This is a genomic window from Calidithermus terrae (assembly GCF_003574345.1).
GTDB classification, from domain to species: domain Bacteria; phylum Deinococcota; class Deinococci; order Deinococcales; family Thermaceae; genus Calidithermus; species Calidithermus chliarophilus.
This window is the reverse complement of the sequence record NZ_QXDL01000341.1, coordinates 1-2,676: the sequence shown is the minus strand read 5'-3', so window position 1 is coordinate 2,676 and position 2,676 is coordinate 1. Positions and strand designations below refer to the sequence as shown.

The 2,676-nt window shown below is 75.1% G+C and carries 2 protein-coding genes and 1 pseudogene; all 3 read right to left on the bottom strand.

The genetic code is table 11. The annotated features are described in order from the left end of the window. Positions 1-794: pseudogene (locus Mterra_RS20370) on the bottom strand (monooxygenase); the annotation flags it as partial. Next, positions 791-1,363 (bottom strand): SCO family protein, encoded by a 573-nt coding sequence (locus Mterra_RS20365; RefSeq protein ID WP_119316760.1) that lies wholly within the window; start codon positions 1,361-1,363, stop codon positions 791-793. The gene Mterra_RS20365 and the pseudogene Mterra_RS20370, both read right to left, overlap by 4 nt. Positions 1,364-1,397: 34 nt before the next feature. Next, a partial coding sequence (locus tag Mterra_RS22645) for a YncE family protein (protein WP_170159768.1) occupies positions 1,398-2,676 on the bottom strand: 1,279 nt, incomplete at its 5' end.

Genomic DNA, 2,676 nt, shown 5'->3' with positions numbered 1-2,676 from the left:
GGGCGGGCGGGGGCGCTGAGGTTGTAGTGCACCTGCATGACCACCCTCGAGCCCGCCTTGAGCTCCTTGCCGGTCCCGGCGGGGTAGTCGGTGCCCTGGGTGCCCGGCACCCAGAAGCCCAGCGCGTTGCCGAGGGTGCCGGTGTCGGCCCCCACGCCGGGCCCGCCGAAGCAGGGCCAGCCGGGGCGCCCGTCCCGGCCGTCCTGGGCCCTGGCCCGCTGCGCCGCCTCGGGGCCGACGACGAAGAGGATGACGTGGTGCACGAGCTGGCCCTGCCCCGGGCGAACCCGGTAGCCCTGCACGAAGGTGTCGCGGGGGAACTCGGCGTCGAGGAGGAAGCAGCGGTAGTCGTCGTAGAGCCTGGCGTCCGGGGTGTAGGCTTTGGGCATCGCGGCGGCGAGGTCGGGGGTGCGGGCCGGGGGTTTCCCTGCGGCGGGGGCAGCGCTCTTCCCCTCCCCCAGCGGGGCCCCGGCCTTGGCCCAGCCCACCAGCGTCTCGACGGCCTGCGGGCTCAGGCGGCGCTCGCCCTGCATCCGCGGCGAGGCCTCGCCGGGCGGCCAGGGCGGCATGCGGCCCTCCGCCACCGCCGAGGCGATGGCCGGGGCCATCCTCACGGCCCACCCGGCGTCGTCGAGCGGGAAGGGCGCGATGCCCCCCTCGGTGTGGCACCCCGCGCAATTGGCGCCGAGGATCGCGCTCACGGCGCCGTGGTAGGTGGGCGAGCCGTCGGCGGCGCCCAGGAGGCCCCCTAGGCAGAGGAGCAGGCCTGCCAGCATCCAGCGGTATGGCTTCACGACGAACCTCCGAGGCGTTGCAATTCGCCGGCGAGCTGGGCCGCGCTCAGGCGGCTGGCCCCGTAGATCAGCCGCAGGACACGCCCCCGGGCGTCGAGCAAGACCACGACGTCGGTGTGGTACAGCCGCACCCCGCCCGGGGCCGGGTTGTAGCGCACCTCGAGCGCCCCCGCCGCCCGCGCGACGGCCTCAGGGGTGCCGGTGAAGCCCACCACCGGCTCGAAACCCTTGAGGTAGCGGCCCAGCACGGCGGGCGTGTCGTGCTGGGGGTCGAGGCTGAGGAAGCCCAGCCGCACCCCGGCCGGAGAACCCAGGCCGCGGTGGGCCTGGCGCAGGCGCTCGAGGGTCAGGGGGCAACTGTCGGGGCAGCGGGTGTAGCCCAGGTAGAGCGCCCAGGCCTGCCCCTTGGGGGGGAAGCTCACCGCCCGTCCCGCCGCGTCCACCAGCTCCACGGCGGGCAGGGGCTTGGGGGACTGCATCACCTGCACCCCCGCCCCTGAGAGGGGCAGGTAGTGCCCGCCGTGGGCGAGGGCCGCGCTCAGCAGGACGGCGAGGGCGAGGGCTCTCACGCCCTAAGGCTACGCGATTCGGCTTAACCGTGCCTTAAGGCGCGGGCGGCCAGCCGGGCCAGACCGAGGCATAGCCGCCGGGGCCCGCCTCCTGCAGGGCCCGGTGGGTGTGGAAGGGGTTCAGCCTGACCACCGCCGCCAGGGCAGCCGCCCCGCCCGCCGCCGCGAGGCCGCGCACCTCGCCCTTGCCCCCCGCGTTCCAAACCATCCACAGCAGGTCGGCCCGGAAGTCGGGGCTCGTCACCAGCACCCAGGCGTCGTCCCCGGCGTAGGGCGGCAGGGTCCGCCCGTTGAGGCTCAGCGCGTCGCGGGCGGCGATGCAGCAGGCCGCGATCCCACCCACGTAGACCCGCCCGGCCTCGTCGGCGGCGAGGGCCAAGGGCCGGATGGTGTTGCCTTTGCCGCTGCCGAGGCGGGCGAGCAGGACCTGACCCAGAAGCTGGGCGCCGGTGGCGGGCTCGAGGCGGGTGTAGTAGGTGATGTGGTTGGAGGCGGTGTTGTAGGCGTCGTGGTAGGGGCCGCGCTTGACGTTGGCGGCGGGCTCGGCGAAGTCTTGCGGGTCGCGCGAGTAGATGAAGTTGCCGCCCGCGCTCTCCCCGGCGAAGTAGAGGTATCCGTCGCGCCCCATCGCCACCCGCATCCCCCGGGTGTCGGCGCACAGCCCCGCGTCGCCGGCTTGGGTTTTGTCCCAGTCGTAGGCCTTCCAGGCCGGGGCGCCCCGGTAGTCGAAGGCCCGCACCCAGGCGATCTGAAGCTGGCCGCACGTGTAGCCGTCGTCCTGCTTGAAGCCGGTCACGAAGACCCGGCGGCTGACCGCGTCAACCGCCACGTCGTTGACCGCGGCGTCGCCGAACGCCTTGCTGAAGAGCAGCGCCCCCGAAGCGTCATAGACCCGCAACGTCTTGCCGAAGAGCGCGGCCACGGTGCCGTCGCCGGCGACGGCGACCCGGCTGGCGGGCCCCTGGTCGCCCACGGCCCACGCCGCCGCGCCGAGGCCGGGCTCGAGCACGGCCACGCCCGCGTCGGAGGCCACCGCGACCGCGCCGGTGTCCCGGCGCACCTCGAGGTCGCTCACGACCGTGCCCAGCCGCACCACCTTGAGCACCTTCTGACCCCTGGGGTCGAGCCGCAGCACGGCGCCGCCGGTGCCGCCGGCGACGACGGCGGGCGCCTGGCCGAAGTCGGTGCCCTCGAAGCGCCCGCCCACGACCACGGTGCAGTCGGGGGCGAGGTCCACAGCGTTGGCCGCGTCGCCAGCCCCCAGGCCCAAGTAGGTGGCGGCGGTGGGCTCGAGCGCGGCGGGGGTGGCCGGG